At 66.6% G+C, this 23,420-nt stretch carries 24 protein-coding genes; 22 read left to right on the forward strand and 2 right to left on the reverse strand.

Annotated elements, in window-relative coordinates:
* Positions 1-133 precede the first annotated feature (133 nt).
* The gene (locus tag ACFOD9_RS08235; protein WP_379509605.1) at positions 134-1,078 is read left to right on the forward strand and encodes an N-acetylmuramoyl-L-alanine amidase family protein; all 945 of its coding nucleotides are present in this window, start codon (positions 134-136) and stop codon (positions 1,076-1,078) included.
* Positions 1,079-1,114: 36 nt separating this feature from the next.
* The gene (locus ACFOD9_RS08240) at positions 1,115-3,649 is read left to right on the forward strand and encodes a penicillin-binding protein 1A (RefSeq protein WP_379509606.1); all 2,535 of its coding nucleotides are present in this window, start codon (positions 1,115-1,117) and stop codon (positions 3,647-3,649) included.
* A 72-nt stretch (positions 3,650-3,721) separates the two neighbouring features.
* Here the strand turns inward: ACFOD9_RS08240 and ACFOD9_RS08245 are convergent, their stop codons facing one another.
* On the reverse strand, positions 3,722-4,846 hold the full coding sequence (locus tag ACFOD9_RS08245; protein WP_379509607.1) for an acyltransferase family protein: 1,125 nt from the start codon (positions 4,844-4,846) through the stop codon (positions 3,722-3,724).
* Positions 4,847-4,967: 121 nt separating this feature from the next.
* Between ACFOD9_RS08245 and ACFOD9_RS08250 the strand changes: the two genes are divergently transcribed.
* The 4 genes from ACFOD9_RS08250 to ACFOD9_RS08265 all read left to right on the forward strand — a co-directional run bounded on the left by ACFOD9_RS08250 (position 4,968) and on the right by ACFOD9_RS08265 (position 8,947).
* Positions 4,968-5,522, forward strand: coding sequence for a peroxiredoxin (locus ACFOD9_RS08250; RefSeq protein WP_379509608.1), 555 nt, complete (start codon positions 4,968-4,970; stop codon positions 5,520-5,522).
* A gap of 81 nt (positions 5,523-5,603) precedes the next feature.
* Positions 5,604-6,731 carry a peptide chain release factor 2 gene (gene prfB / locus ACFOD9_RS08255; RefSeq protein WP_379509609.1) on the forward strand — a complete coding sequence of 376 codons (1,128 nt, stop codon included), beginning with the start codon at positions 5,604-5,606 and terminating at the stop codon, positions 6,729-6,731.
* On the forward strand, positions 6,731-7,504 hold the full coding sequence (locus ACFOD9_RS08260; RefSeq protein ID WP_379509610.1) for a class I SAM-dependent methyltransferase: 774 nt from the start codon (positions 6,731-6,733) through the stop codon (positions 7,502-7,504). The genes prfB and ACFOD9_RS08260 overlap by 1 nt, the downstream gene beginning before the upstream one ends.
* Before the next feature lie 36 nt (positions 7,505-7,540).
* Positions 7,541-8,947, forward strand: coding sequence for an NAD(P)H-dependent flavin oxidoreductase (locus tag ACFOD9_RS08265; RefSeq protein WP_379509611.1), 1,407 nt, complete (start codon positions 7,541-7,543; stop codon positions 8,945-8,947).
* A gap of 105 nt (positions 8,948-9,052) precedes the next feature.
* Here ACFOD9_RS08265 and ACFOD9_RS08270 read toward each other — a convergent pair whose 3' ends face one another.
* On the reverse strand, positions 9,053-10,378 hold the full coding sequence (locus tag ACFOD9_RS08270; RefSeq protein ID WP_379509612.1) for an ammonium transporter: 1,326 nt from the start codon (positions 10,376-10,378) through the stop codon (positions 9,053-9,055).
* 161 nt (positions 10,379-10,539) lie between these two features.
* Here ACFOD9_RS08270 and ACFOD9_RS08275 point away from each other — a divergent pair, with 161 nt between their 5' ends.
* The 16 genes from ACFOD9_RS08275 (at position 10,540) to nuoL (ending at position 23,419) form a co-directional block, all read left to right on the forward strand.
* Positions 10,540-11,046: an SH3 domain-containing protein gene (locus ACFOD9_RS08275; RefSeq protein WP_379509613.1), complete on the forward strand. Its 507-nt coding sequence runs from the start codon at positions 10,540-10,542 to the stop codon at positions 11,044-11,046.
* A 154-nt stretch (positions 11,047-11,200) separates the two neighbouring features.
* Positions 11,201-11,587: an NADH-quinone oxidoreductase subunit A gene (locus ACFOD9_RS08280; protein WP_379509614.1), complete on the forward strand. Its 387-nt coding sequence runs from the start codon at positions 11,201-11,203 to the stop codon at positions 11,585-11,587.
* A complete protein-coding gene (locus ACFOD9_RS08285) occupies positions 11,584-12,138 on the forward strand; it encodes a NuoB/complex I 20 kDa subunit family protein (protein ID WP_449290022.1) in 555 nt (184 codons plus the stop codon). The genes ACFOD9_RS08280 and ACFOD9_RS08285 overlap by 4 nt, the downstream gene beginning before the upstream one ends.
* 15 nt (positions 12,139-12,153) lie before the next feature.
* A complete protein-coding gene (locus ACFOD9_RS08290) occupies positions 12,154-12,921 on the forward strand; it encodes an NADH-quinone oxidoreductase subunit C (RefSeq protein WP_379509616.1) in 768 nt (255 codons plus the stop codon).
* Positions 12,918-14,129, forward strand: a complete 1,212-nt coding sequence (locus tag ACFOD9_RS08295) for an NADH-quinone oxidoreductase subunit D (protein WP_379509617.1) — start codon at positions 12,918-12,920, stop codon at positions 14,127-14,129. The genes ACFOD9_RS08290 and ACFOD9_RS08295 overlap by 4 nt, the downstream gene beginning before the upstream one ends.
* The gene (locus tag ACFOD9_RS08300; protein WP_379509618.1) at positions 14,126-14,476 is read left to right on the forward strand and encodes a nuclear transport factor 2 family protein; all 351 of its coding nucleotides are present in this window, start codon (positions 14,126-14,128) and stop codon (positions 14,474-14,476) included. The genes ACFOD9_RS08295 and ACFOD9_RS08300 overlap by 4 nt, the downstream gene beginning before the upstream one ends.
* The gene (locus ACFOD9_RS08305) at positions 14,473-14,673 is read left to right on the forward strand and encodes a hypothetical protein (RefSeq protein WP_379509619.1); all 201 of its coding nucleotides are present in this window, start codon (positions 14,473-14,475) and stop codon (positions 14,671-14,673) included. Before ACFOD9_RS08300 ends, ACFOD9_RS08305 begins: the two co-directional genes overlap by 4 nt.
* Positions 14,666-15,334: an NADH-quinone oxidoreductase subunit NuoE gene (gene nuoE / locus ACFOD9_RS08310; RefSeq protein WP_379509620.1), complete on the forward strand. Its 669-nt coding sequence runs from the start codon at positions 14,666-14,668 to the stop codon at positions 15,332-15,334. Before ACFOD9_RS08305 ends, nuoE begins: the two co-directional genes overlap by 8 nt.
* A 3-nt stretch (positions 15,335-15,337) precedes the next feature.
* Entirely contained in the window at positions 15,338-16,624 is a 1,287-nt protein-coding gene (nuoF, locus tag ACFOD9_RS08315) for an NADH-quinone oxidoreductase subunit NuoF (protein WP_379509621.1), read from the forward strand.
* Complete coding sequence (locus tag ACFOD9_RS08320) at positions 16,621-16,893, forward strand: hypothetical protein (RefSeq protein WP_379509622.1); 273 nt, start codon at positions 16,621-16,623, stop codon at positions 16,891-16,893. The genes nuoF and ACFOD9_RS08320 overlap by 4 nt, the downstream gene beginning before the upstream one ends.
* Entirely contained in the window at positions 16,886-18,907 is a 2,022-nt protein-coding gene (nuoG, locus tag ACFOD9_RS08325; protein ID WP_379509623.1) for an NADH-quinone oxidoreductase subunit NuoG, read from the forward strand. The genes ACFOD9_RS08320 and nuoG overlap by 8 nt, the downstream gene beginning before the upstream one ends.
* On the forward strand, positions 18,904-19,947 hold the full coding sequence (gene nuoH / locus ACFOD9_RS08330) for an NADH-quinone oxidoreductase subunit NuoH (RefSeq protein WP_379509624.1): 1,044 nt from the start codon (positions 18,904-18,906) through the stop codon (positions 19,945-19,947). The genes nuoG and nuoH overlap by 4 nt, the downstream gene beginning before the upstream one ends.
* The gene (nuoI, locus tag ACFOD9_RS08335) at positions 19,944-20,429 is read left to right on the forward strand and encodes an NADH-quinone oxidoreductase subunit NuoI (protein WP_379509625.1); all 486 of its coding nucleotides are present in this window, start codon (positions 19,944-19,946) and stop codon (positions 20,427-20,429) included. Before nuoH ends, nuoI begins: the two co-directional genes overlap by 4 nt.
* A 12-nt stretch (positions 20,430-20,441) precedes the next feature.
* The gene (locus ACFOD9_RS08340; RefSeq protein ID WP_379509626.1) at positions 20,442-21,059 is read left to right on the forward strand and encodes an NADH-quinone oxidoreductase subunit J; all 618 of its coding nucleotides are present in this window, start codon (positions 20,442-20,444) and stop codon (positions 21,057-21,059) included.
* A complete protein-coding gene (nuoK, locus tag ACFOD9_RS08345) occupies positions 21,059-21,364 on the forward strand; it encodes an NADH-quinone oxidoreductase subunit NuoK (protein ID WP_379509627.1) in 306 nt (101 codons plus the stop codon). Before ACFOD9_RS08340 ends, nuoK begins: the two co-directional genes overlap by 1 nt.
* Positions 21,365-21,370: 6 nt before the next feature.
* Positions 21,371-23,419 (forward strand): NADH-quinone oxidoreductase subunit L, encoded by a 2,049-nt coding sequence (nuoL, locus tag ACFOD9_RS08350; protein WP_379509628.1) that lies wholly within the window; start codon positions 21,371-21,373, stop codon positions 23,417-23,419.
* Position 23,420: the final 1 nt, after the last annotated feature.

Raw genomic sequence — 23,420 nt, forward strand, 5'->3', positions numbered from 1 at the left:
AGGGCCGCGGCGGATCTGCCCCGGTCCGCTTGCCTAGCATCGACCTTCCGGCCCGGCAAGGCACTTGCGCGCGTGGTTCCGTCCATCCAGGCGATTGCGGCGAGAGCGCTCTGGCCCTAACCGTGATCGGCTCATGCGTCTTGTTGCTCATCGCCTGCTGCTGCTGCTGGTCGCCCTGTGCGGCCTCGCGCTGGTGGTCGCCCCCCTGATGGTGGCCGACCGCTACTTCGCCGCGCCGGGCGCGGGGCGCGACTATGTGCTACGCATTCCCTTGCCCGCCGGGGGGCAGCTTGGCCTCCCTCCCGTCGAGGGGCCGCTCGATGCCAGCCGCCCGCTGGTGGTGATCGATGCCGGCCACGGCGGCCACGATCCCGGCGCCGGGGCCGGCGCGCTCCAGGAAAAGGCGGTGACTCTGGCCCTGGCCGAGGCGCTGCGGGCGCGATTGCTGGCCGATGGCGGGGTGCGCGTGGCGCTGACCCGCGATGCCGACCGCTTCCTGCTCCTGCCCGAGCGCGCGGCCATTGCCCGCGAGCTCAAGGCCGACCTGTTCATCTCGATCCACGCCGACAGCGCGACCAACCCCGAGGCCTGGGGGGCCACGCTCTATACCCTGTCGAATCGTGGTTCGAACGAGGAGGCGGTGCGGATCGCGGCCTCGGAAAACCGCGCCGACACGGTCAACGGCGTCGCGCTGTCCGGGCAGAGCGACGCTGTCAGCGCGATCCTGGTCGACCTGTCCCAGCGCGAGAGCGCGGCCCGGGCGGAGGAATTCGCCCGGCTGGTCCTGCGCGAGGGGGCGGGGAAGATCGATTTTCGGGAGCGGTCGATCCAGTCGGCCGCCTTCATCGTGCTCAAATCGGCCGACGTCCCCTCGGTCCTGTTCGAGGCCGGCTACCTGTCGAATCCCGGCGATGCCGCGCGGCTCGCCTCGCCCGAAGGGCGCGAGGCCTTCGCCGAGGTCACCGCCCGCGCCATCCGCGTCCACTTCGCGCGCCGCCTGGCCCCGCCGCCCGTCGCCCTGCCGGCGGAGCCTCCCGCACCATCGGCCACGCCCGATCCCACCGGTACTGGCGACTAGCCGTGCGCCGGGTCTGACACTATAGGCTTGCCCGACATGGCCGACGAGCTTCCCCCGCAGGACCAGCACCTCCACCTCCGCCGCCAGGCGGCGGGCACGTGGCAAGCGGCCCGCACCCGCATTTCGCAGCTGTGGCGCGATGACCGCCGCTTCCGAATCGCCAGCCTGCTGCTCGGCGCGGTCATGGCCGCCTACCTGCTCGTCTGGGCCACCATCGGCCGCAACCTGCCCAGCGCCGACAGCCTGCTGACCTACCAGCCGCCCTTGCCCACCATGGTTCGCGGCGTGAATGGCGAAGTCGTCTATTCCTATGCGCGCGAGCGGCGCGTGCAACTGCGCTTCGTCGATTTCCCCAAGCCGGTGATCAACGCCTTCCTCTCGGCCGAGGACAAGACCTTCTGGAGCCACGGCGGGATCGACTATATCGGTTTCGTTGGCGCGGTGGCGGACTACGGGATGAAGCTGGGCTCGGGCGCGCGGGCGCGCGGCGGCTCCACCATTACCCAGCAGGTTGCCAAGAACATCCTGATCGGCAACGAATATTCGGTCACCCGCAAGCTCAAGGAAATGATCCTGGCGCGGCGGATCGAGGGCGTGCTCAACAAGCAGCAGATCCTCGAACTGTATCTCAACGAGATCCCGCTCGGCCGGCAGAGCTTCGGCGTCCAGGCCGCGGCCCAGGCCTATTTCGGCAAGGACGTCGACCAGCTGGCGCTGCACCAGGCCGCCTTCCTGGCGATCCTGCCCAAGGCTCCTGAAACCTACAGCCGCGCCAAATTCGCCAACCGCGCGATCGAGCGGCGCAACTGGGTGCTCGACCAGATGGGCAAGAACGGCTGGGCCTCGGCCGAGCAGGTGCGCGAGGCCAAGGCCCAGCCGCTCGGCCTGATCCCGCGCCGGGTGGAAAGCTACGATCCCTCGGTCGGCTATTTCGTCGAGGAAGTGCGCCGCCGCCTGATCGACAAGTATGGCGAAAAGGCCGAGGATGGGCCGAACAGCGTCTATGCCGGCGGCCTGTGGGTCCGCACCTCGCTCGATCCGCAGTTGCAGAAGGCGGCGCTCGATGCCCTGCGCGGCGGCCTGCTGCGCTACAATGCCGGCAAGGGCTGGCGCGGCCCGGTCGCCCATTTCAAGCTGGGCGAGGATGACTGGCAGACCCAGCTCATCGCCAGCAACCTCTCGATCCATTATCAGGACTGGCGGATCGGGGTGGTCACCGCGCGCGATGGGCAGAATGCGACCATCGGCTTTCCCGATGGCGGCACTTTCCCGCTGACCAGCCTGCCCGACGGGCTTCAGCGCGGCGACGTGATCGCGGCGGCGCCCGAAGGAAGCGCCTGGGCCGTGCGGCTCGTGCCCGAAGTGTCGGGCGGCATGGTGGTGGAAAGCCCGCATTCGGGCCGGGTGCTGGCCATGGCCGGCGGGTTCGACGCCGGGCTGGGCTCGTTCAACCGGGCGACGCAAGCCCTGCGCCAGCCGGGATCGACCATCAAGCCCTTCGTCTATGCCACCGCGCTCGACTACGGGATGACCCCGGCCACCATGGTCCCCGACCAGACCTTCTGCGTCTACCAGGGCGCGGGGCTGGGCCAGAAGTGCTTCCGCAACTTCGACATGAAGGGCTCGGGCGGCATTCACACCATGCGCTGGGGGCTTGAACAGTCGCGCAACCTGATGACCGTGCACATCGCCAACGATACGGGCATGGACCGGGTGGTGCGGACCATCAGCCGCGTCGGCATCGGCAAGTACGAGCCTTACCTGAGCTATGCCCTGGGGGCGGGCGACACCACCGTGGCCCAGATGGTCAATGCCTATTCGGCGCTCGCCAACCACGGCGTGCAATATGCCCAGTCGATGATCGACTATGTCCAGGATCGCCAGGGCAAGGTGATCTGGCGGGGCGACAATCGGCAGTGCACCGGCTGCAACATGGCCGACTATGACGGCAAGCCGATGCCGCGCCTCGCCCTGCGCGGGCGCCAGGTGCTGGATGCGCGCACCGCCTACCAGGTGGTCCATATGCTCGAAGGCGTGGTCCAGCGCGGCACCGCCACGCGCCTGCGCGATCTGGGCCTGCCGCTGTTCGGCAAGACCGGCACCACCTCCGGCCCGACCAACGTGTGGTTCGTCGGCGGGTCGACCAACCTGATCGGCGGGGTCTACATCGGCTTTGATCAGCCGCGCTCGCTGGGCGGCTATGCCCAGGGCGGCACCTTTGCCGCGCCGATCATGAAGGACTTCATCTTGGCCACGCGGGCGCGGTGGGACCACACGCCCTTCGCCGCCCCGTCCGATGTCCGCCTGGTCAAGGTCGATCGCACCACCGGCAAGCGCGTGTTCGAGGGCGAACCGACCGACGATCCCAAGTCGCAGATCATCTGGGAAGCCTTCAAGGCCGATACCGAGCCTGACCGGGCCACCCGCCTCGACCAGCTCGCCGCCCAGCGCGACGCGATCCTCGCCGCGATCCGCAAGCTTCGTGCAGCCAAGGCCAGCGGCGGCGCCCCGGCCGAGCCGCAGGAACAGGAAGGCGCCGAATTCGTCGACCAGCAGGGCGCGGTCTACTAGCCGCGATCGTCCGCTGCCCCCGTATCGCTGGCGAAGGCAGCCGTGCCTTGGCCCGCAGGGGCCGGGGCTGGCTCAGGGTTCGGCCCGAACCCCGACCGGGGCCGGAGCCAGCCTGACCGCCGGAACGGCGCCAGGGTGATCGACGGGGCGATCGGCCTGGCTGCCGGCCGGCCGGCGAGGGGCGGACAGCGTCCGGCTCAAGAGCATCGCGCCGGCCAGCACCGCCAGGAGCGAGCCTGCCCGCAGCCAGGCCGATGCCGGCTGCCCCGCGGCGGCCTGGCCCAGCAGCATCAGCAGCGGCAGGTGGATGGCGTAGAGCGGGAACGACAGCGTTCCGATCCATGACAGGAAGGCATTGGCCCGCGCTCCGGCCTCGGCGCCCAGCGCGACCAGGAAGATGGCGGGAAAGGCGAGGACCACGGTAAGCCACTGCGCCACGACCGCGCCGCGCTCGCCGGGCACCAGGGCACTGGCGAGGATCGCGGCGGGGAGCAGCGCAAATGGCAGGCGCCAGGTCATGCCCGTTGGCGCGATCCGGCTGGGCAGGACCCGGGCAAGGACGATGCCCAGGCCATAGGAGCAGCCCACCCGCGCCAGGCCAAGCCAGGCGCCCGATCCGGTCCAGCCCAGGTTGAGGGTGCCGTAATGCAGGCCGAACCCCAGCAGGAGGATCGCACAGGCGGCGCTCGCCAGCCCGACCAGCCGGGTCGACATCCGCCAGAGCAGCGCCACGTGGGCGAGGTTGGCGATCAGTTCGAGCAGGAGCGACCACTGCGCGCCGTTGAGCTCGAACAGCTGTCGGCCCGGCTCCATCACGGGGAGGAACAGCAGGTGCCGGACCAGGGCCGTGGGCAGGTTGGCGGAAGGGGCGCGCAGCAGCACTTCGATGGCGCCGATCACTGCGGCCAGCGCCATCAGCGGATAGAGCCGCCGCGCGCGCAGCAGCATGAACTTCGCGGTGGTCATGCCCGTGGCGAAGCGGGCCTCGAAGGCGCGGGTGAGGACGAAGCCGCTCAGCAGGAAGAAGAAATCCACGGCCAGGTAGCTGGTGCCGAGCAGGCCCACGCCGCCATGCAGCCCGGCCTCGTGGTAGCCGATCACGCAAATCGCCGCGACCCCGCGCAGGCCGTCGAGCACGGCCAGGCGGGCCGGAACCGGATCAGACGGTGAGCTGGGCAAACGGCGGGCCTCAAGCAATTGCAAGCGGTCCCAATCCTAGGGCGTCGGGGCAAAGATTTGGTTAGCGTCGCGCAGCCTGGCTGACGCGGGCCGATAGCGATGGCTTTACCTCGGCCCCGAACGGGGTCATCCTGCGCTCATGGTTCGCCGCCTCATCCCGCTCGCCGCGCTGGTTGCGCTTGTCTCCTCCCTGTCGATTGCGGGGCCGCTTCACGCCGCCCTTCCGGTCGGCGCCACGGCGCCCGATTTCGCCACCCAGGGCGCGCTCGATGGCAAGCCCTTCGCCTTCGCGCTGAAGCAGGCGCTCAGGAAGGGGCCGGTCGTCCTCTACTTCTATCCCAAGGCCTTCACGCAAGGCTGCACCCTTGAAGCCCATGCCTTCTCCGAAGCCTCGGACGATTTCCGCAAGGCCGGGGCCACGATCATCGGGATGTCGGCCGATGACCTGCCGACCTTGCAGAAGTTCTCGACCGAGGCTTGCCGCGGCAAGTTCGCCGTCGCCACGGCCACGCCGGCGGTGATCAAGGCCTATGACGTGGCGCTGGTCCGCGCGGGGCTGCCGGTCGGGCTGACCGACCGGACCTCCTATGTCATCGCCCGCAACGGCCGGATCGTCCTGGTTCACTCCGATCTCGACTACCGCGACCACGTCCGCCTGACCCTGGAAGCGGTGCGCGGGCTGAAGGGCAAGTAGCTCGGTTTCGCGCGCCGGTTGCCTTTACAAACCACGCCGCTCCGCTAATCGGGCCGTTCGAATTCACGGAGTAGACCAACCATGCGTGCCGAAGGGCAGGCCCATATCGACCGGATCGAGGCTGCATTGGCGCTCGTCCGCAAGTTCCTTGACTGGGACCGCGCGTTGCGCCGGCTCGACGAGCTGAACGCGCGGGTCGAAGACCCGAAGCTCTGGGACAATCCCAAGGAAGCCGAAGCCGTGATGAAGGAGCGGCGCCGGCTCGATGCCGCTATCGGCACGGTCAAGTCGATCTCTTCCGAAATGGCCGACGCGGTCGAATTCATCGAGCTGGGCGAGATGGAGGGCGACAGCGCCACGGTCGATGAAGGCCATGCCACGCTTGCCGCCCTGGCCGAACGCGCCGATGCCGACAAGGTCCAGGCCCTGCTCGCCGGCGAGGCCGACGGGCTCGACACCTATCTCGAAGTCCACGCCGGTGCCGGCGGCACCGAGAGCCAGGACTGGGCCGAGATGCTGCTGCGGATGTATACTCGCTGGGCGGAAAAGCGCGGCTTCAAGGTCGACGTGATCGAATACCAGGCCGGCGAGCAGGCCGGCATCAAGAGCGCCACGATCCTGATCAAGGGCGAAAACGCCTATGGCTATGCCAAGACCGAGAGCGGGGTGCACCGCCTGGTCCGGATCAGCCCCTACGATTCGTCCGCCCGCCGCCACACCAGCTTCAGCTCGGTCTGGGTCTACCCGGTGATCGACGACAATTTCTCGGTCGATGTCAACCCGGCCGACCTCAAGATCGATACCTACCGCGCTTCCGGCGCGGGCGGCCAGCACGTCAACACCACCGATTCGGCGGTCCGCATCACCCACGTGCCATCGGGCATCATCGTCGCCAGCCAGGTCGACCGTTCGCAGCACAAGAACCGTGAAATCGCGATGAATATGCTCAAGGCCCGGCTCTACGAGGCCGAGATGCAGCGCCGCGAGGAAGCCGCCAGCGCCGAGCACGCCTCCAAGAGCGACATCGGCTGGGGCCACCAGATCCGCTCCTATGTCCTGCAGCCCTACCAGATGGTCAAGGACCTGCGAACCGGGGTGACCAGCCCGACTCCGTCCGACGTGCTCGATGGCGCGGTCGATCCGTTCATGGCCGCCGCCCTGGCCCAGCGGGTGACCGGCGAGAAGGTCGCCGTGGAGGACGTCGACTGATGCGCGGACGGCGCCGTCTTGTAGTGGCGGTGCTGGCGCTTGCAGTGGCGTTGCAGGGCGGTTGCAGGCCCGCTGCCGATCCCGACGCGGGGCGCTCGGCCAGCGCCCGCGGCTTTCCCCGCGCGGACCGGCCGGTTGCGCGCATCGTGTCCAACGAATTCTCGACCGAGGACGAGCGCGACCACCTGGGCGAGGCCCGGCTGGTAATGGAATGGTCGCATATTTCCCCGGGGATGACCGTTGCCGATATCGGCGCGGGCGAGGGCTACTACACGGTCCGCCTGGCCGACAAGGTGGGCGACAAGGGCCGCGTCCTGGCCGTGGATATCGATCCCGGCGCGATCGAGCGGCTGGGCCGGCGGATCGAGAAGGAGCGGCTCGACAATGTCTCGATCAGGCTCGGTACGCCCGATGATCCGCGCTTGCCGGAAGCCTCGTTCGATCGCATCTTCATGGTTCATATGTATCACGAAGTGGCTGAACCCTATGCCTTTCTGTGGCATATGCGGCCGGCGCTGAAGCCGGGCGGTTCGGTGGTGGTGGTCGATGCCGACCGGCCGACCGCGAGCCATGGGACACCGCCCGACCTGCTGTTCTGCGAGTTCGCCGCACTGGGCTTTCGCCTTGCCGCGTTTGCGCGTAATCCGGGGCTGTCAGGGTACTACGCCCGGTTCGAGGCGGTGGGACCGCGTCCGGCACCCTCCGCCATCAGGCCTTGCCGGTTGGCTGCGAATGCGGCAGGGGCGCTCGCGGCAGGGGCGGGGCCGTCATGATCGTGGCGGACGGCTCCGGCGGAAAGTAGGACTCGAATGACTTTCAAGGGACTCAAACCGATCCTTTATGGCGGCCGCGAAGTGTGGCCGCTGGTCGAAGGTGGCAAGGGCGTCGCGGCGACCAACCACTTGAGCTCGGGCGCCTGGGCGGCGGCCGGCGGGATCGGCACGGTCAGCGCGGTCAACGCCGACAGCTATGACGCCGAGGGCAAGATCGTGCCCCAGGTCTATGACCAGCTTACCCGGCGCGAACGCCACGAACAGCTGATCACCTATGCCATCGACGGCGCGGTGGAGCAGGTGCGCCGCGCTCATGAGATCGCGTCCGGAAAGGGCGCGATCAACATCAACGTGCTGTGGGAAATGGGCGGCGCGCAGCAGGTTCTCGAAGGCGTGCTGGAGCAGGCCCGGGGCCTGGTCACCGGCGTGACCTGCGGGGCCGGGATGCCCTACAAGCTCTCGGAAATCGCCCAGCGCTTCAATGTCCACTACCTGCCGATCGTCAGCTCCGGCCGCGCCTTCCGCGCGCTGTGGAAGCGGGCCTATCACAAGGTGGCCCATCTGATGGCCGCGGTGGTCTATGAAGACCCGTGGCTGGCCGGCGGGCACAATGGCCTGTCCAATGCCGAGGATCCGCGCCAGCCGGAAGATCCCTATCCCCGGGTCAAGGCCCTGCGCGATACCATGCGCGCCGAGGGCGTGCCCGACAACGTGCCGATCGTCATGGCCGGCGGGGTCTGGTTCCTGCGCGAGTGGAACGACTGGATCGACAATCCCGAACTGGGTTCGATCGCCTTCCAGTTCGGCACCCGCCCGCTGCTGACCCAGGAAAGCCCGATCCCGCAGGGCTGGAAGGACCACCTGCGGACGCTCGACCCGGGTGACGTGTTGCTGCACCGCTTCTCGCCCACCGGGTTCTACAGCTCGGCGGTTCGCAATCCGTTCCTGCGTAGCCTTGAAGCACGGTCCGAGCGGCAGATTCCCTATTCCCGGGTTTCCGCGGGCGAGCACACGGTGCAGCTCGATGTCGGCGTGAAGGGCAAGAACTTCTGGGTGGCCCCGGCCGACCTCGATCGCGCCCGCGCCTGGTATGGCGCCGGCTTCACCCACGGCCTGCGGACGCCGGACGACACGATCATCTTCGTCTCGCCGGAAGAGCGCGACGAAATCCAGCAGGACCAGAAGGACTGCATGGGCTGTCTTTCGCACTGCGGGTTCTCGTCGTGGAAGGACCATGACGACTATACCACCGGGCGCCTGGCCGATCCGCGCAGCTTCTGCATCCAGAAGACCCTGCAGGACATCGCCCACGGTGGCGACATCGACCGGAACCTGATGTTCGCCGGCCACGCGGCCTACCGGTTCAAGCAGGATCCGTTTTATTCCAACAACTTCACGCCAACCGTTAAGCAACTGGTCGATCGCATCCTCACCGGGGATTGAGGTTAACTTCAGGCAATACAAAAAAAGCCGCCGGGAGTGATCCCTGGCGGCTTTTTTGGTTCAATTCGGGAGCGGAGGCCGCACAAGCAGCCTCCGCCGGATCACTCAATCCATCTCCCAGGCGCGTTCGCCGTGGCTGGTGAGGTCGAGGCCTTCGCGTTCCTCGTCTTCCGAGACGCGCATCGGGATCGCCAGGTTGACGCCGAGCGCCAGCGCCGCGGTGGCGACGGCCGAGAACACCGCGACCACGCCCACGCCCACGAGCTGGGCGACGAGCTGGCTGGCAAGGCCCATGTGCTGGGCATAGCCGGTGCCGCCTACCGCGGGCGAAAGGAACAGGGCGAGCAGGATCGAGCCGGTGATGCCGCCCACGCCGTGGACCGCGAAGACGTCGAGCGAATCGTCGATCTTGAGGCGGAACTTGATCAGCTGGATCATCGGATAGCAGATCGCCGCGGCGGCAATTCCGAACAGGATCGCTGCGCCCGGCGAGATGAAGCCGGCCGCCGGGGTGACCGTGGCCAGACCCGCGACCGCGCCGGTGGCAAAACCGACCGAGGTGGGCTTGCCCACTGCGATCCGTTCGATCGCCAGCCATGCAAGGGCGGCGGCGCAGGCGGCCACGTGGGTGTTGATGATCGCGGAGGCCGCGTCGTCGTTGGCGGCAAGGGCCGAGCCGCCGTTGAAGCCGAACCAGCCCATCCACAGCAGGGCCGCGCCAGCCATGGTCAGCGCCGGGCTGTGCGGGAGCATCAGGGTTTTCGGGAAGCCCATGCGCTTGCCCAGCAGGGCGGCCACGACCAGCGCGGACACGCCGGCCGTGGTATGGACGACGATGCCGCCGGCGAAATCGAGCGTGCCCAGCTTGGTCGCCAGCCAGCCGCCGCCCCAGACCCAGTGCGCGACCGGGGCATAGACCACCAGGCCCCACAGCGCCGAGAAGGTGACGACCCAGCCGAACCGCGCGCGATCCACCCAGGCGCCGGCCATCAGCGCAGGGGTGATTGCGGCAAAACACATCTGGAACAGGGCATAGGCGCTTTCCGGCACCGCATAGCCCTGGCGCACGTTGCCCAGGTTGTTGAACATGGCAAGGCTGCCCCCGCCGATCCAGCCGTTGGTCACCGGCCCGAAGGCAAGGGTATAGCCGACCACGATCCACAGGAGCGAGGCCACGGCGACGATCGCGCCGCACTGGACCATGACCGAGAGGAAGTTCTTGGCCCGCAGCAGGCCGCCGTAGAACAGGGTCAGCCCGGGCGCGGCCATCAGCATGACCAGGGCCGAGGAGACGAGAATCCAGGCGGTGTCGCCGCTGTCGGCCACGTCGGCGAGAGCCTCGGTCGCGGCCTGGGCGTGGGCGGCAACGGGCAGTGCGGCAAGCGCCGACAGCCCGGCAAGCGCCGTGAGGCGCGCAGATGTCTTGGTCATCGAAGTCCCTCCTGGCGCCGGGTTCCCGGTCGCGATTGGGCACGCGCTTAGGCCATTGCCCCGAACTCGCGCAAGCTGCCGAACGTTACAGTGTGGAAATGGAACGATCCCGGCAGCGCATGGCGGTTGATGCGGCCGGCCGGGCGTGGTTATGGAACGGCATGACTTCTTGCAGCCCTTTCCGGCGCGCCGTGACCACCGCGGCGCTCATGCTCGCGGCGGCGCTGGCCTGCGTTCCGGCCCACGCCGCCGACAATGACACGGTGCCCTACTGGGCCTCGCTTCGCGCCAGGCAGGTGAATATGCACGTGGGGCCAGGCGAGGATTATCGCACCTCGTTCCGCTATCACCGTGAAGACCTCCCGATGAAGGTCCTTCGCAAGATGGAGGGCTGGCGGCTGGTCCAGGATCCGGACGGCGCGCGCGGCTGGATGCTGGCGCGCTTTCTCAAGCCCGAGCGCGGGGCCATCGTGGTCGCCCCCAGGGACGGGGGCGGGCTGGTCGAGATGCGTGAATCCGCCGACCCCGCGGCCCGGCTGCTGTGGCGCCTGGAACCCGGGGTGACCGGCAAGCTTGGCGCCTGCGCCAATGGCTGGTGCAAGTTCGAGGTGGCGGGTCGCGCCGGGTTTGTCACCGAAGGCGCCCTGTGGGGTTCCGGCAACCCCTGAGCGCGCCCCGGCAACAGGGCAATCGGTTCCACACCGGTGCGATCGCGGGGGGAACGGCTGGGCATTTTGGCGGATTGAGCGGCCTGGCCCACTTGCACATGGCGCGGGGCGGGACTAGGGCGCCCCGGTAGTTCCGCAAGGCGAGTCAGCCCACTTGGTCGACCATTCCTCCTATCTGGTCCAGTATCTGCCGATCCTGATCTTCCTGGCCGTTGCGCTGGCGATCTCGGCGATCTGCGTGTTCCTGCCGATGGGCGTTGCCCGGTTGACCGGCACGCATAACCCCAATGCCGACAAGAATTCGGAATACGAGTGCGGTTTCCCGGCCTTCGAGGATCCGCGCAGCCAGTTCGACGTGCGCTTCTATCTCGTGGCGATCCTGTTCATCGTCTTCGACCTGGAAGCCGCGTTCCTGTTTCCCTGGGCGGTGAGCCTGAAGGAAACCGGCTGGGCCGGCTGGCTGACGATGATGGTCTTCCTCGCGGAACTGGTGATCGGCTTCGCCTACGCGTGGAAGAAGGGCGCGCTGGATTGGGAATGAATAGCATGGCCACGTCTCCCCTTTCTCCCGCCCCGGGCGGCGCCCTCGTTGCCCCGGATCAGGCGTTTTTCGACAGCCTGAACAGCGAAGTCTCGGACAAGGGCTTCCTCGTCACCAGCACCGAGGACCTGTTCCAGTGGGCGCGCACCGGCTCGCTGTGGTGGATGACTTTCGGCCTTGCCTGCTGCGCGGTCGAGATGATCCATGTGAATATGCCGCGTTATGACATGGAGCGCTTCGGCGTTGCCCCGCGCGCCTCGCCGCGCCAGTCGGACGTGATGATCGTGGCCGGCACGCTGTGCAACAAGATGGCCCCGGCGCTCCGCAAGGTCTACGACCAGATGTCGGAGCCCAAGTACGTGATCTCGATGGGCTCGTGCGCCAATGGCGGCGGCTACTATCACTATTCCTATTCGGTGGTGCGCGGGTGTGACCGGATCGTTCCGGTTGATATCTACGTGCCCGGCTGCCCGCCGACCGCCGAGGCGCTGCTCTATGGCGTGATGCAATTGCAGCGCAAGATCCGCCGCAGCGGCACGCTCGAACGGTGATGGGGAGCGTTGAGCATGGCTGAAATCCTGCATTCCGCCCCGCGTTTCGTTAAGCCCGAAGGGCTGTGCGATGCGCTCGTCGCCGCGCTGGGCAACAAGGTGGTGGCCGCGAAGGACGCCTTCGGCGAGGTGGTGATCACCGTGCGCCGCGATGCTGTCGTCGATGCGCTGCGGACCTTGCGCGACGATCACGAATACCAGCAGTTGATGGAGATCGCCGGGGCCGACTATCCGTCGCGCACCGAGCGCTTCGAAGTCGTCTATATGCTGCTCTCGGTCACCAGGAACAGCCGGATCATGGTCAAGGTCGGCGCGGCGGAAGATACGCCGGTGCCGAGCGTGACCGGGCTGTGGCCGGTGGCCGGCTGGCTGGAACGCGAAGTGTTCGATATGTACGGCGTGATCTTCGCCGGCAACACCGACCTTCGCCGCATCCTCACCGACTATGGCTTCGAGGGGCACCCGTTCCGCAAGGACTTCCCGCTGACCGGCCATGTCGAGCTGCGCTACTCGGAAGAGGACAAGCGCGTGGTCTACGAGCCGGTCCAGCTGGCTCAGGATCTGCGTTCGTTCGATTTCATGAGCCCCTGGGAAGGCGCCGGCCAGGAAGCACAAGGACTCGTGCTGCCGGGTGACGAGAAGGCGGCCACCCCGCCGGCGCCGCCCGCGCCGGCCCCGGCCCCGGCGCCTGCTCCGGTGGCCAAGGCCGAACCCGCGCCGGCAGATGCCGCTGAAAAGCCCAAGCGGGCCCGTGCCAAGAAGACTGACGGAGACGGGGCGTGAGCTTCTCGATCGAAGAGTCGCCCACCACCGGCGACGAGGTCATCACCAACTACACGATCAACTTCGGGCCTCAGCATCCGGCTGCCCACGGCGTGCTGCGGATGGTGATGGAGCTTGATGGCGAGATCATCGAGCGGATCGATCCGCACGTCGGCCTGCTCCATCGCGGCACCGAGAAGCTGATCGAGCACAAGACCTACCTTCAGGCGCTGCCCTATTTCGATCGGTTGGACTACTGTTCGCCGCTCGCGATGGAATACAGCTACGTGCTGGCCATCGAGAAGCTGCTGAACCTGGAGGTTCCGTTGCGCGGCCAGTACCTGCGGGTGCTGTTCGCCGAGCTGACCCGCATCTGCAACCATATGCTCAACCTCGGCTCCCACGTGATGGACGTGGGCGCGATGACCCCGAACCTGTGGCTGTTCGAGATCCGCGAGGATTGCCTCAACTTCTTCGAGCGGGCCTCGGGCGCGCGAATGCACTCCGCCTGGTACCGCCCGGGCGGCGTCCACCAGGACGTGCCGGAAAAGCTGCTGGTCGATCTCGGCAACTGGATCGACGAGCGCCTGTTCCCGCTGTTCGAGGATGCGATGAGCCTGGTGGTCGATAACCGCATCTTCAAGCAGCGCAATGTCGATATCGCCAAGGTCAGCCGTGATGACGCGCTGGCCTGGGGCTTCTCCGGCCCGATGATCCGCGCAGCCGGCATTCCCTGGGACCTGCGGAAATCGCAGCCCTACGATGTCTACGGCCGGATGGAGTTCGACATTCCGGTGGGCACCAATTCCGATTGCTATGACCGGTTCATGGTCCGCGTGGAAGAAGTGCGCCAGTCCGCCCGGATCATGAAGCAGTGCCTGGCCGAAATGCCGGTGGGTCCGGTGGCGAGCAGCGACCGCAAGGTGTCCCCGCCCAAGCGCGGCGAGATGAAGGCCTCGATGGAAGCCCTCATCCACCACTTCAAGCTCTACACCGAAGGCTTCCACGTGCCCGAGGGCGAGGTTTATGTCGCCACCGAAAGCCCCAAGGGCGAATTCGGCGTCTATCTGGTGTCGGACGGCTCCAACAAGCCCTACCGCTGCAAGATCCGGCCGACCGCCTTCAGCCATCTGCAGGCGATGGATTTCATGAGCAAGGGCCATATGCTGCCCGACGCGACCGCCATTCTTGGCGCGATCGATGTGGTGTTCGGGGAGTGTGACCGTTGAGCAATCTGGCAACCGCAGAGGCCATGCTGGCCGCCTACAACGCGCAGGATGTCGATACCTACGTCTCTTTCATGACCGACGCGGCCTGCGAGGCGAACTATCGCGGGGACGTGCTGCGCGAGGGCAAGGAAGGCACGCGTTCGGGCCTTGCCGCCGCCTTCGCCCGCTGGCCGCAGAACAAGGCGGAAATCCGCGAGCGCCAGGTGATCGGCGATTACGTGCTGTTTCGCGAATACGTGACGCGTGGCCCGGCCACCGACGGGTCGGCGCTGGTCGAGCCGTTCGAGGTCATCGCAGTCTATTCTTTCGAGGGGGGCAAGTGCTCTCGCGTGGAGTTCATCCGGTGAAGACCACTTTCGACCTGATGCGCGTCTGGGCCGCGCTGACCGGGCTGGCGCTGGCCGCCGGGTATTTCGTCGCCCTGTTCATGGGCGTGAAGCTGAGCGACACGCTGCCGATGCTGATCTCGGCCATTGGCGGCTTCGAGGGGGTGCTCTACGGGCAGGACCTGTGGTTCAAGCGCAGGGGGCGCCAGAATGGCTGATCGCCATCTCGAGCCGGACAGCCCGGACCTGCGCGCCCGCTGGGGCGCCTGGACCTTCACCGAGGCCAACCAGGCCAAGGCCAGGGAAATCATCGCGCGCTATCCCGAAGGCCGCCAGCGGTCGGCGGTGATGGGGCTGCTCGATCTCGCCCAGCGCCAGGTCGGCGCCGAGACGCAGACGCAAGGCTGGCTGCCGATCCCGGTGATGGAATATGTCGCGCACCTGCTTGCCATGCCGATCATCCGCGTGGTCGAGGTTGCCACCTTCTACACCATGTACAACCTCGTGCCGGTCGGCCGCTTCCACGTGCAGGTCTGCGGCACCACGCCATGTATGCTGCGCGGTTCCGACGACCTGATCGCCGCCTGCGCCAGGCGCGGGATGCCCGCCGGCGGGGTATCGGACGACGGCTTGTGGACCTTCACCGAGGTTGAATGCATGGGCAACTGCGCCTCGGCGCCGATGGTCCAGATCAATGACGACAACTACGAGGACCTGACGGCCGAGCGGCTGGGCGCGGTGCTCGATGCGCTGGCGCGGGGCGAAACGCCCAAGGCCGGCACGCAGGAGCCGGGGCGGCATACGGTCGAACCGCTCGGCGGGCCGACCACGCTTGTCGCGATGGTTTCGGAAAATCACGATTACCGGGGGGAGTGGTAAGCCATGGCTCTTTCCGACAAGGACCGCATCTTCACCAACGTCTACGGCTACCAGCCGTGGAACCTGAAGGCGGCTCAGGTGCGCGGCGACTGGGACAACACCAAGGCGCTGCTGGCCAAGGGCCGCGATGCCATCGTCCAGGAAATCAAGGATTCGGGCCTGCGCGGCCGCGGCGGGGCGGGTTTTCCGACCGGCATGAAGTGGTCCTTCATGCCACGCGAATACAAGGCGGACCGTCCGGGCTTCCTGGTCATCAACGCCGACGAATCAGAGCCGGGTTCGTGCAAGGACCGCGAGATCATCCGCCACGATCCGCACAAGCTGATCGAGGGCGCGCTGGTGGCGGGCTTCGCCATGGGCGCGCGGGCCGCCTACATCTACATTCGCGGCGAATACATCCGCGAGGCCGAAACTCTCTTTGCCGCCGTAGCCGAGGCCTATGACGCCGGCCTCGTCGGCAAGAACGCCTGCGGTTCGGGCTACGATTTCGACGTCTTCGTCCATCGCGGCGCCGGCGCCTACATCTGCGGCGAAGAGACCGCGATGATCGAAAGCATCGAGGGCAAGAAGGGCCAGCCGCGCCTCAAGCCCCCGTTCCCGGCCGGCGCGGGCCTCTATGGCTGTCCGACCACGGTCAACAACGTGGAATCGATCGCCGTTGCGCCGACGATCCTGCGGCGCGGCGCTGGCTGGTTCTCCTCCTTCGGGCGCGAGAACAACAAGGGCACCAAGCTCTTCCAGATCTCGGGCCACGTGAACAAGCCCTGCGTGGTCGAGGAAGAGATGTCGATCCCGTTCAGCGAACTGATCGAGAAGCATTGCGGCGGCATTCGCGGCGGGCGGGACAATCTCCTCGCCGTGATCCCCGGCGGTTCCTCGGTCCCGCTGGTTCCGGCCGCGGAAATCTGGGACGCGCCGATGGACTTCGACGGCCTCAAGGCGGTCGGCTCCGGCCTCGGCACGGCGGCGGTCATCGTCATGGACAAGTCGACCGACATCGTCCGCGCCATTTCGCGCCTGTCCTACTTCTACAAGCACGAAAGCTGCGGCCAGTGCACGCCGTGCCGCGAAGGCACCGGCTGGATGTGGCGGGTGATGGAGCGGCTGCGGACGGGCGACGCGGCTGTCGAGGAGATCGATATGCTCCAGGAGGTCACCAAGCAGGTCGAAGGCCACACGATCTGCGCCCTGGGCGACGCGGCCGCCTGGCCGATCCAGGGCCTGATCCGCCATTTCCGCCCCGAGCTGGAACGCCGGATCGAAGCGAACGTGCGGGAGGCGGCGGAGTGAGCCTGTCGCGCATCTGGAAAGTCCATACAAAGCCATTTGGGGCGGACAAAGGCAAGGCCGAGGTCTTTGAAGTAGCGCCGAGGGCGCGCGACGGAAAGTATCTGGTCCGCAAGGCCGGCGTGAAGACAAACCGCGCTTGCGACTACGACGAGTTTGACACTTTGGAAGACGTCAAAATGCAGCTTGAAGCTGGTCGTGCAGTTCGGATGCGAGGGCAACAAACTCGCGACTGGAACACCCTCAACGGCGAGGGGGTATACTATGCCTAAAGTCACCGTAGACGGCGTCGAACTCGAAGTTCCGGCGGGCGCCACCGTGCTCCAGGCCTGCGAGCTGGCCGGTAAGGAAGTGCCGCGCTTCTGCTATCATGAGCGCCTCTCCATTGCCGGCAATTGCCGGATGTGCCTGGTCGAGGTCGCCCCTGGGCCGCCCAAGCCACAGGCCAGCTGCGCCCTGCCGGCCGCCGAAGGCCAGGTGATCAAGACCGACAGCCCGATGGTCAAGAAGGCGCGCGAAGGGGTGATGGAGTTTCTCCTCATCAACCACCCGCTCGATTGCCCGATCTGCGACCAGGGCGGCGAATGCGACCTGCAGGACCAGTCGGTCGCCTATGGGCGCGGGCAATCGCGTTATCACGAGCACAAGCGCGCGGTCACCGAGAAGACCATGGGGCCGCTCATCAAGACCACGATGACGCGCTGCATCCATTGCACCCGCTGCGTGCGCTTCTCGGAAGAGATCGCCGGCGTGGACGAGATCGGCGCGCTCTATCGCGGCGAGGCCATGCAGATCACGACCTATCTCGAACGCGCCGCCCGCCACGAGATGAGCGCCAACGTGATCGACCTGTGCCCGGTCGGCGCGCTCACCAGCCGGCCCTATGCCTTCGAGGCGCGGCCGTGGGAGTTGAAGAAGACGCTGTCGATCGACGTTTCCGACGCGATCGGCGCCAATATCCGGCTGGACAGCCGGGGCCGCGAGGTCCTGCGGATCCTTCCGCGTGTGAACGATGACGTGAACGAGGAGTGGATCTCCGACAAGGCGCGGTTCGAGGTCGATGGTCTGACCAGGCGCCGGCTGGACCAGCCCTGGCTCCGCAAGAACGGCAAGCTGGTCGCCGCCAGCTGGGACGAGGCCTTCGCCGCAGTCGCCAAGGTCAAGCCGGGCAGCAGCATTGCCGCGATTGCCGGCGATCTCGTTGATTGCGAAACGATGTTCGCCGCCAGGGCGCTGGTTTCCGCGCTCGGCTCCAGCCTGCTGGAAGGCCGGCAGACGGGCATGAGCTATGCGGCGGACAACCTCGCCGCGGTCAACTTCAACACCACGCTGGCCGGCATCGAAAACGCCGACGCGATCCTGATCGTGGGTAGCCATGTGCGCTGGGAAGCGCCGCTGGTGAACGCGCGGCTCCGCAAGGCGGTCAAGCGCGGCGCCAGGGTCTTCGTGGTCGGGCCGCAGTGGGAAACCACGTTCCAGGCCGAATTCCTCGGTGAGGACGCCGCCGTGTTGGGCAAGCTCCCGGCCCATGTCGGCGAAGTGTTCAAGGGCGCGGCCCGTCCGGCGGTGATCCTCGGCGGGGCTGGGCTTGCCAAGGGCGCGCTCGGCCCGGCTTTGGCGCTTGCCGAGGACTGGAACCTCGTCCGCACGCTGGACGACGGCTCCGCCTGGAACGGCTTCAACGTGCTGCACATGGCCGCCAGCCGCATGGGCGGGCTGATGCTGGGCTATGCCCAGAAGGGCGGCATCGCGGATATCGTTGCCGCCAAGCCGAAGCTACTGCTTTCGCTCGGCGCCGACGAGGTGGACTACGCGAAGTTCTCGGATTCGATCATCGTCTACATCGGCCACCACGGCGACAAGGGCGCTCACGCGGCCGACGTGATCCTGCCGGCCGCCGCCTTCACCGAGAAGGCGGGCACCTACGTCAACACCGAAGGCCGGGTGCAGTTCGCCGAGAAGGCCGTCTTCGCGCCGGGCGATGCGCGCGAGGACTGGACGATCCTGCGTGCGCTGGCCGATGCGCTGAAGGTCTCGGTCGGGTTTGACAGCTTCGAGGAGCTGCGCGCGGCGATGGCCAAGGCGGTCCCGGCACTGGGCACGGAAGGCCTCGCCGATTACGGCAAGCTGCCCAAGGCGCCCAAGGGCGGGAAGGCGGAAGGCGTGATCGCCTATCCGATCGCCGATTTCTATCTCACCAACCCGATCGCACGGGCCTCGGAAACGATGCAGCGCTGTTCGGCCGAACTGCTCCACGGGCAGGACTTCGCGGAGGCAGCGGAATGACCAGCTTCTTCCAATCGCTAGGCCTGTCCTACGAATGGGCCTGGGCCATCGCCACCCTGTGCGGGACCCTGCTGATCGCCCTGCCGCTGCTGCTGGGCGTGGCCATGATCATCTATGCCGACCGCAAGATCTGGGCGGCCATGGCCCTGCGGCGCGGCCCCAACGTGGTCGGCCCGTTCGGCCTGCTCCAGTCCTTCGCGGACGGCCTCAAGGTCTTCCTGCAGGAGACGATCATCCCCTCGGCCGCGAACAAGGGCTTGTTCGTCCTCGCGCCGATCGTTACCTTCACCGTGGCCTTGCTGGCCTGGGCGGTGATCCCGTTCAATTCGGGCGCGATCCTGGCCGATATCAACGTCGGCCTGCTCTACATCCTGGCGATCTCGTCGCTGGGCGTTTACGGGACGGTGATCGCGGGCTGGTCGTCGAACTCGAAATATCCGTTCTTCTCGGCCATGCGCGCCTCGGCCCAGATGATCTCCTATGAAGTCTCGATCGGCTTCATCCTGATCTGCGTGGTGCTGTGGGCCGGCTCCTTCAACATGAAGGAAATCGTCGAGGCGCAGAAGGACCACGTCTGGCTGATCAACGGCTTCGTGGCGAACCCGCTGCTGTTCCCGATGTGGGTGATGTTCCTGATCTCCGGCATGGCCGAAACCCAGCGCGCCCCGTTCGACCTCACCGAGGCCGAGAGCGAGCTGGTGGCGGGCTACCAGACCGAATATTCCTCGATGAGCTTCGCGCTCTACTGGCTGGGCGAATATGCCAACGTGCTGCTGATGTGCGCGCTCAACGCCACTCTGTTCTTCGGGGGCTACCTGCCGCCGCTGGACATTCCGGCGCTCTACCTGATCCCGGGCGTGGTCTGGCTGCTGGCCAAGATCCTGTTCTTCTTCTTCGTGTTCAGCTGGGTGAAGGCGACCGTGCCCCGGTATCGCTATGACCAGCTAATGCGGCTGGGCTGGAAGGTGTTCCTGCCCGTCTCGCTGCTGTGGGTGTTCCTCGTCAGCGGCTACCTCATGCTTACCGGACACTTCGCATGACCGCTGCCCAGCTCATCAAGAGCTTCACGCTGTGGGAGTTCGTGAAGGCGCACTGGCTGACCTTGAAGTACTTCTTCAAGCCCAAGGCGACGATCAACTACCCGTTCGAGAAGAACCCGCTCTCCCCGCGCTTTCGCGGCGAGCACGCCCTGCGCCGCTATCCCAGCGGCGAGGAACGCTGCATCGCCTGCAAGCTGTGCGAGGCGGTGTGCCCGGCCCAAGCGATCACCATCGAGGCCGAGCCGCGCGAGGATGGCAGCCGCCGCACCACGCGCTACGACATCGACATGACCAAGTGCATCTACTGCGGCTTCTGCCAGGAAGCCTGTCCGGTCGATGCCATCGTCGAAGGGCCGAACTTCGAATTCGCGACCGAAACGCGCGAGGAATTGCTCTACGACAAGGCCAAGCTGCTTGCGAACGGGGACAAGTGGGAGCGGGCGATCGCCGCGAACCTTGAAGCCGATGCGCCGTATCGATAGGGGGCGCGCACCATGATCCAGGCCTTTGCCTTCTATCTCTTCGCGGTCCTGTGCATTGCCGCCGGTTCGCTGACGATCCTCGCCCGCAACCCGGTCCATTCGGTGCTGTGGCTGATCGTGGCCTTCTTCAACGCGGCGGGGCTGATGGTCCTCGTCGGCGCCGAGTTCATCGCGATGCTGCTGGTCATCGTCTATGTCGGCGCCGTGGCCGTGCTGTTCCTGTTCGTGGTCATGATGCTCGACATCGACTTTGCCGAATTGCGGGCCGGGTTCATCCGGAATTTCCCGCTGGGCTTCGCCCTCGCGCTGGTCCTGCTGATGGAACTGGTGCTGGGCGCGGGCGCCTATCGCGCGGGTGCGCTGAAGCTGGGCAAGCCCGACGGCCATGCCGCCGTTGTCGCCGGCCAGTCGAACATCGAGGCCATCGGCGCGCTGCTCTACACGCGCTACCTGTTTCTGTTCGAGGCGGCCGGAATTGTCCTGCTCGTGGCGATGATCGGCGCGATCGTGCTGACCCACCGCCAGCGTGGTGACGTGCGCGGCCAGAACGTGTCGAAGCAGGTTGCGCGCCGGCCGGAAGAGGCCACGCGCAACGTTTCGCCGGAAGTGGGCAAGGGGGTCCAGCTCTGATGATCGGCATCGAACACTACGTCGTCGTCAGCTCGATCCTGTTCGTGCTCGGCGTGCTCGGCATCTTTCTCAACCGCAAGAACATCATCGTGATCCTGATGGCGATCGAACTGATCCTGCTGGCGGTGAATCTTAACCTGGTCGCCTTCTCGAGCTTCCTGGGCGACCTGACCGGCCAGATCTTCGCCATGTTCGTGCTGACGGTCGCCGCCGGCGAAGCGGCGGTGGGCCTGGCGATCCTCGTGATCTACTTCCGTGGCCGTGGCTCGATCGCGGTTGACGACGTGAACCGGATGAAGGGGTAATCAGAGGTGCATCCGATCCTCTTCATCGTGTTCCTGCCGCTTCTGGCAGCGATCGTCGCCGGCCTTGGCAACAAGGCGCTGGGCAAGGTGCCCGCCAAGGTGGTCACCACCGGCGCGCTGTTCGCGTCCTGCGCGCTGTCCTGGCCGATCTTCCTCTCGTTCCTTGCCGGCCATGCCGAAAAGAGCGTCGTGCCCGTCCTGAAATGGGTCCAGTCGGGCGCGATGACCTTCGACTGGGCGCTGCGGGTGGACACGCTGACAGCCGTCATGCTGGTGGTCATCACCAGCGTCTCGGCGCTCGTCCACCTCTATAGCTGGGGCTACATGGACGAGGAGGAGGACCAGCCGCGGTTCTTCGCCTACCTCTCGCTGTTCACCTTCGCCATGCTCATGCTGGTGACCGCCGACAACCTCGTGCAGATGTTCTTCGGTTGGGAAGGGGTGGGCCTGGCCTCCTATCTCCTGATCGGCTTCTGGTTCCGCAAGCCCTCGGCCTGCGCCGCCGCGATCAAGGCCTTCGTGGTCAACCGCGTGGGTGACCTCGGCTTCATGCTCGGCATCTTCGGCACCTTCCTGGTGTTCCAGACCACTTCGATCGACGCGATCCTGCAAGCTGCCCCCGGAATGGCCGGCAGCACGATCGGCTTCCTCGGCCACCGCTTCGACACCATGACCGTGCTGTGCGTGCTGCTGTTCATCGGCGCCATGGGCAAGTCGGCCCAGCTGGGCCTGCACACCTGGCTGCCCGACGCGATGGAAGGCCCGACCCCGGTCTCGGCCCTGATCCACGCGGCGACCATGGTGACCGCCGGCGTGTTCATGGTCTGCCGCCTTTCCCCGATGTTCGCCACCAGCCCGACCGCGCTCGGCTTCGTCACCTTCATCGGCGCGGCCACCTGCTTCTTCGCGGCCACGGTCGGCACGACCCAGTGGGACATCAAGCGGGTCATCGCCTATTCGACCTGCTCGCAGCTTGGCTATATGTTCTTCGCGGCGGGCGTTGGCGCCTTCGGTTCGGCCATGTTCCACCTGTTCACCCACGCCTTCTTCAAGGCGCTGCTGTTCCTGGGCGCGGGCTCGGTGATCCATGCGATGCACCACGAGCAGGATATGCGCTATTATGGCGCGCTGCGTAAGGAAATCCCGCTGACCTTCTGGGCGATGATGGCCGGAACACTGGCGATCACCGGCGTGGGCATTGCCGACGTGTTTGGCTTCGCCGGCTTCTATTCGAAGGATTCGATCCTCGAAGCGGCCTTCGCGAGCGGCACCGAACTGGGCTCCTTCGCCTTCTGGTGCGGCATTTCCGCCGCGCTGATGACCAGCTTCTATTCCTGGCGCCTCGTTTTCCTGACCTTCTACGGCAAGCCGCGCTGGGCCGCTTCGGAGCACATTCAGCACGCTGTCCACGGCCATCACGAGCACGCCGATGAGGAGCAGTCGCACCCCGACGCGCACCATCACGTGCCCGATCCGCACCACGGCGAAGGCACCGCCGGCTACCATCCGCACGAGAGCCCGCTCTCGATGCTGGTGCCGCTCGGCCTCCTGAGCCTTGGCGCGGTGTTTGCCGGCTTCGTCTTCGCCCACGCTTTCATCAGCGAAGGCACGGGCGAGTTCTGGAAGGGCAGCCTTGTCTTCAGCGAACACCTGATCCACCAGATGCACGGCGTGCCGGTGTGGGTGAAGTGGGCGCCGTTCACGGTCATGGCGATCGGCTTCGGTACGGCTTGGTATGCCTACCTGAAGAACCCCAAGCTTCCGGAAGCCTTCGTCGAGCAGCTCGGCGTCGTGCACAAGTTTGTGTTCAACAAGTGGTATTTCGACGAGCTCTACAACTTCCTGTTCGTGCGGCCTGCCTTCTGGCTCGGCCGGGTGTTCTGGAAGCAGGGCGATGTCGGCATCATCGACCGGTTCGGCCCCAACGGCGCGGCCTGGGTGGTGGCGCAGGGTTCGCGCGTCGCGCAGCGGGTCCAGTCGGGATATCTCTACAGTTATGCGCTGGTCATGCTCATCGGTCTGGTGATGGGGATCAGCTGGGTGGTGGTGCGCTAAT

Source organism: Novosphingobium bradum (genome assembly GCF_042646485.1).
Classification (GTDB): Bacteria; Pseudomonadota; Alphaproteobacteria; order Sphingomonadales; family Sphingomonadaceae; genus Novosphingobium; species Novosphingobium bradum.

Coding starts and splice junctions, on each gene's coding strand:
- ACFOD9_RS08235 (WP_379509605.1), top strand. CDS start 134: ATGCGTCTTGTTGCTCATCGCCTGCTGCTGCTGCTGGTCGCCCTGTGC.
- ACFOD9_RS08240 (WP_379509606.1), top strand. CDS start 1,115: ATGGCCGACGAGCTTCCCCCGCAGGACCAGCACCTCCACCTCCGCCGC.
- ACFOD9_RS08250 (WP_379509608.1), top strand. CDS start 4,968: ATGGTTCGCCGCCTCATCCCGCTCGCCGCGCTGGTTGCGCTTGTCTCC.
- prfB (WP_379509609.1), top strand. CDS start 5,604: ATGCGTGCCGAAGGGCAGGCCCATATCGACCGGATCGAGGCTGCATTG.
- ACFOD9_RS08260 (WP_379509610.1), top strand. CDS start 6,731: ATGCGCGGACGGCGCCGTCTTGTAGTGGCGGTGCTGGCGCTTGCAGTG.
- ACFOD9_RS08265 (WP_379509611.1), top strand. CDS start 7,541: ATGACTTTCAAGGGACTCAAACCGATCCTTTATGGCGGCCGCGAAGTG.
- ACFOD9_RS08270 (WP_379509612.1), bottom strand. CDS start 10,378: ATGACCAAGACATCTGCGCGCCTCACGGCGCTTGCCGGGCTGTCGGCG.
- ACFOD9_RS08275 (WP_379509613.1), top strand. CDS start 10,540: ATGACTTCTTGCAGCCCTTTCCGGCGCGCCGTGACCACCGCGGCGCTC.
- ACFOD9_RS08285 (WP_449290022.1), top strand. CDS start 11,584: ATGAATAGCATGGCCACGTCTCCCCTTTCTCCCGCCCCGGGCGGCGCC.
- ACFOD9_RS08290 (WP_379509616.1), top strand. CDS start 12,154: ATGGCTGAAATCCTGCATTCCGCCCCGCGTTTCGTTAAGCCCGAAGGG.
- nuoE (WP_379509620.1), top strand. CDS start 14,666: ATGGCTGATCGCCATCTCGAGCCGGACAGCCCGGACCTGCGCGCCCGC.
- nuoF (WP_379509621.1), top strand. CDS start 15,338: ATGGCTCTTTCCGACAAGGACCGCATCTTCACCAACGTCTACGGCTAC.
- nuoG (WP_379509623.1), top strand. CDS start 16,886: ATGCCTAAAGTCACCGTAGACGGCGTCGAACTCGAAGTTCCGGCGGGC.
- nuoH (WP_379509624.1), top strand. CDS start 18,904: ATGACCAGCTTCTTCCAATCGCTAGGCCTGTCCTACGAATGGGCCTGG.
- nuoI (WP_379509625.1), top strand. CDS start 19,944: ATGACCGCTGCCCAGCTCATCAAGAGCTTCACGCTGTGGGAGTTCGTG.
- ACFOD9_RS08340 (WP_379509626.1), top strand. CDS start 20,442: ATGATCCAGGCCTTTGCCTTCTATCTCTTCGCGGTCCTGTGCATTGCC.
- nuoK (WP_379509627.1), top strand. CDS start 21,059: ATGATCGGCATCGAACACTACGTCGTCGTCAGCTCGATCCTGTTCGTG.